This is a genomic window from Klebsiella sp. K47 (genome assembly GCF_051858335.1).
GTDB classification, from domain to species: Bacteria; Pseudomonadota; Gammaproteobacteria; order Enterobacterales; family Enterobacteriaceae; genus Klebsiella; species Klebsiella pneumoniae.
This window is the reverse complement of sequence record NZ_JBPYUI010000476.1, coordinates 1-220: the sequence shown is the minus strand read 5'-3', so window position 1 is coordinate 220 and position 220 is coordinate 1. Positions and strand designations below refer to the sequence as shown.

General features: G+C 49.5%; 1 protein-coding gene. It reads right to left on the bottom strand.

The window, feature by feature from the left end; genetic code table 11:
- On the bottom strand, window positions 1–220 hold a 220-nt coding region (locus tag RRF55_RS28870; RefSeq protein ID WP_439419427.1), incomplete at both ends, for a replication initiation protein.

Genomic DNA, 220 nt, shown 5'->3' with positions numbered 1-220 from the left:
GGCTATGCAGTGGGTTTTTGGTAATCAGTCCGGCAAACCCACGATCAGAAGCTAACTTCCCAGCAATGCCAGCTTCTACGGCTGCTGCATACTTCAATGGCTTCAGCTTTGCGTGTTGAGTTTTGCAGACACCGGCTTTAAGCATATAGCCATAATGACACCTACCACTATCCGGCGATTTGGTGATGAACGTAGGAACCGGAAGCCCTACCTCATCGAA